The organism is Enterovibrio nigricans DSM 22720, assembly GCF_900167155.1.
GTDB classification, from domain to species: Bacteria; Pseudomonadota; Gammaproteobacteria; order Enterobacterales; family Vibrionaceae; genus Enterovibrio; species Enterovibrio nigricans.
Genome location: NZ_FUXU01000165.1, coordinates 1 through 3,328, shown reverse-complemented (window position 1 = coordinate 3,328; position 3,328 = coordinate 1). Strand labels below are relative to the sequence as shown.

Here is a 3,328-nt window from a genome sequence, read left to right as displayed (position 1 = left end):
CCATAAGAAGAAAAACATGATCAATGTAAGGAAAAAAGTGTGACCTAAAAAAGAAAAAATGATCCTTTACCGGAAAAACATGTGACCGATTTAGATTTAAATCATTGATCTAAAAGGGAATATAAACATCTATATACTTTATATACTTCATAGATCATATAGAGATCCATAGACTGTTATAAACAGGGGGGATAAGTTTATAAATCAGAGATTTATCCACTTACCCACGCCTCATTCAAACAAAGGATCTTTTTTTCTTTTTCTTGTCAAAAACACATGCATTCTGAATAATTTTTGTCTAATGTGCAACATTATCGCTTAAATATTAAAAAGCTGCATCAAAGGGAGATATGTTGCATGTCGTCATCAAAGGTTCAGGTTGGCAAGATTGCAGAACGTTCGCTGCGAATGTTGTCAGCATTAACGGATCAAATCAACAATCAGAAAGAAGAGTTAGACGCGCAACATTTCCACCAAAGTTACACCAAGGCAACCGTCGCAAAGTTACCTAAATTGTCAAAAGCCATCGTAGATAAAACGGTCTCTGAGATGGAAGAGGCTGGTTACGAATTTGCTAAACGAAAAGCAGGCAGCACCAAGGTGTACGCTATGTCGATTCAAAACATCATCGACATCTACCGTCATCGCCAAGTTCCTCGATATCGTGACCGTCATGAAGACGCCTTCGTGATCAGCATTGGCAACTTAAAAGGCGGCGTATCCAAAACAGTCAGCACCGTTTCGCTGGCACATGGCCTACGCGCGCACCCTCACCTATTGCAAGAAGATCTGCGCATCTTGGTCATCGATCTTGATCCACAGTCATCGGCAACCATGTTTTTATCGCATAACTACGCCATTGGCTCAGTCGATACCACGGCGGCGCAAGCCATGCTGCAAGACATATCGCGTGAAGAGTTGATGGATGAATTTGTGGTGGCATCAGGTGTACCTGGTGTGGATGTGATCCCCGCTTCCATTGAAGATGCCTTTATTGCATCTAAGTGGGAAGAGCTATGCGCTGAGCACTTGCCAGATCAAAACATGTACACCGTGCTCAAGCACAACATCATTGATAAATTGCGCGGCGATTATGATTTTATATTTGTTGACAGTGGTCCCCACCTAGATGCCTTTTTGATTAACGCGCTGGCGTCGGCCGATCTTTTGATGACGCCAATCCCCCCTGCTCAAGTTGATTTTCACAGTACGTTAAAGTACTTGTCTCGCTTGCCTGAGCTTTACGCCATCATCGAAGAAACGGGTTACAGCCCCTCTCTAGTAGCGAGCATTGGGTTTATGTCGAAGCTGGCGAATAAAGCGGACCACAAACTGTGTCATAGCTTTGCGAAAGAGATTTTTGGCGGCGACATGTTAGACGTTGCCCTGCCCCGCCTTGATGCCTTTGAGCGTTGTGGTGAATCATTTGATACTGTCATTTCCGCCAACCCTGTTAATTACTCTGGCAGTACCGAAGCGTTAAAAAGCGCTCGTATGGCGGCTGAAGATTTCGCCAAATCTGTGTTTGATCGCATTGAATTTATCCGGTCTGAATAAGGAACCTCATCATGACAAAACGTAAACCGATTGGCCGGAAGTTAGAAACGCAAATGCTGGAAACGACATTGAGCAATGCGACAGGCCGCGAACAAGTGTTTGTGCTTGCCTCGGGCGAGAAAGCGAGCTTTGTGCTGCAACGTATTGAAGCCGCAGAGCTGGCACAAAAAACCTATGTGGATATGGCCACCAATGGCCGTGACCAAACCGCTCTGACGGAAGCTTCGGTATCAGACATTACGCGCACCCTCTCTTTGCAGCAGTTTTTTCCAGCAATTGGCTGTGAACGTGAAGATGGCAAGATAGAGATCCTAGATGGTTCACGCCGTCGTGCTGCCGCCTTGTTCGTGAAGGCGGGCCTCGATGCGTTAGTGACAAAAGATGACATCAGTTTTGACGATGCGCGTCAGCTTGCTGCAGATATTCAAACCGCTCGTGAACATAACCTGCGCGAAGTGGGCATGCGTTTACTTGCGCTGCGCGATGGCGGTATGAACCAAAAAGAGATCGCAGAAAACCAACGCTTGTCGCCAGCGAAAGTAACGCGCGCGATCCAAGCAGCGTCTGTTCCCGCGGATATGCTTGGTGTGTTCCCTGTGCAGGCTGAGCTTACTCACCCAGATTACAAACTTTTGCTCGAGCTATCGACAACCTTCACTGAGAAGGGATTGGATTTGGCGGGTCTGGTTGCGGCTGTGATGGTTGAGCGTGATGAACTGGATGCAAGCTTACCTGCAGACCGTTTTAAAGATGCGTTGCTCAAAGGCTATAAAGCGGCAGCAGCACAGCAGCTGTCAGCGCCGAAAAAGAGCAAAAGCAAAATTGAGAAACTTTGGGCTTTCAGTGATAAAGACACGTTCGCACGTCGTAAAGAGAAAGACCGAGTTGTCAGTTATGAGTTTGGTCGTTTTCCTAAATCCTTGGTAAAAGACTTGGATGATGCTGTTTCTGCCGTCCTTGAAAAGCACTTTAATTCGTAAAATGTTCGCCATTAGAATTTCAAGCTTAACTATTTGAAATTATAGATATAGTTAGAAAAATTTCAGGGTGAAATCGCCAAGTATTTCACCCTATTTCACTCCCCTCTTGAGCCATTTCAATATTCTGATGTTTCTTTGTGTGTATCTTGCGTGAGCGCGGCATAGTGTTTGTTTTCTACTAACAGGAACAACCATGCCAAACTATGCCTACCTTCGTGTCTCGAGCGACAGCCAAGACACGGCTAACCAAAAGCACGGTATTTATGAATACGCAAACAAAGTGGGATTGGCCAACTTGGTGTTCGTGGAAGACTCGGTCTCTGGTGCAAAGAAATGGCATCAACGCAGATTAGGACCATTGCTTGATGGCATGGTGGAAGGTGACACCATCGTGTTCGCGGAGATCTCGCGTATGGCTCGCTCTACCCTGCAAGTGCTCGAAGTCTTAGAATTTTGCATGAGCCAAGGCTTTAACGTGCATATCGCTAAACAGAACATGCAGCTCGATGGCTCGATGCAGGCACGTATCATTGCGACCGTTCTTGGCCTTGCTGGAGAAATTGAACGCGAGTTTATCCGGTTACGAACCAAAGAAGCTTTAGCGGCCAGAAAGAAAAATGGGATGATATTAGGCAGGCCAAAAGGCCCCGCAAAATCTTTAAAGCTCGACCCTAAGCGCGAGCTAATAGAAAAATAGGCTCCGTTGCAAAGTTAGTAGAAGGCCGCTGAAATCCCAGATTATCCAGCGTCAAAAAGTGAACTGATTTTCAATCAGACACACTTCGCCCTTG

The 3,328-nt window shown here is 45.9% G+C and carries 2 protein-coding genes and 1 pseudogene; all 3 read left to right on the top strand.

Annotation, left to right across the window (positions count from 1 at the left end; genetic code table 11):
- The first annotated feature begins 357 nt into the window (after nt 1-357).
- Nucleotides 358-1,557: an AAA family ATPase gene (locus B5D35_RS23115; protein ID WP_078754753.1), complete on the top strand. Its 1,200-nt coding sequence runs from the start codon at nt 358-360 to the stop codon at nt 1,555-1,557.
- An 11-nt stretch (nt 1,558-1,568) separates the two neighbouring features.
- Nucleotides 1,569-2,537, top strand: coding sequence for a ParB family protein (locus tag B5D35_RS23110; protein WP_078754752.1), 969 nt, complete (start codon nt 1,569-1,571; stop codon nt 2,535-2,537).
- Between the two features lie 193 nt (nt 2,538-2,730).
- A pseudogene (locus B5D35_RS23105) lies at nt 2,731-3,231 on the top strand (recombinase family protein); the annotation flags it as partial.
- Between the last annotated feature and the right edge of the window lie 97 nt (nt 3,232-3,328).

Excerpts from the sequence above, each read along its gene's own strand:
- B5D35_RS23115 (WP_078754753.1), top strand. The coding sequence starts at position 358 with ATGTCGTCATCAAAGGTTCAGGTTGGCAAGATTGCAGAACGTTCGCTG.
- B5D35_RS23110 (WP_078754752.1), top strand. The coding sequence starts at position 1,569 with ATGACAAAACGTAAACCGATTGGCCGGAAGTTAGAAACGCAAATGCTG.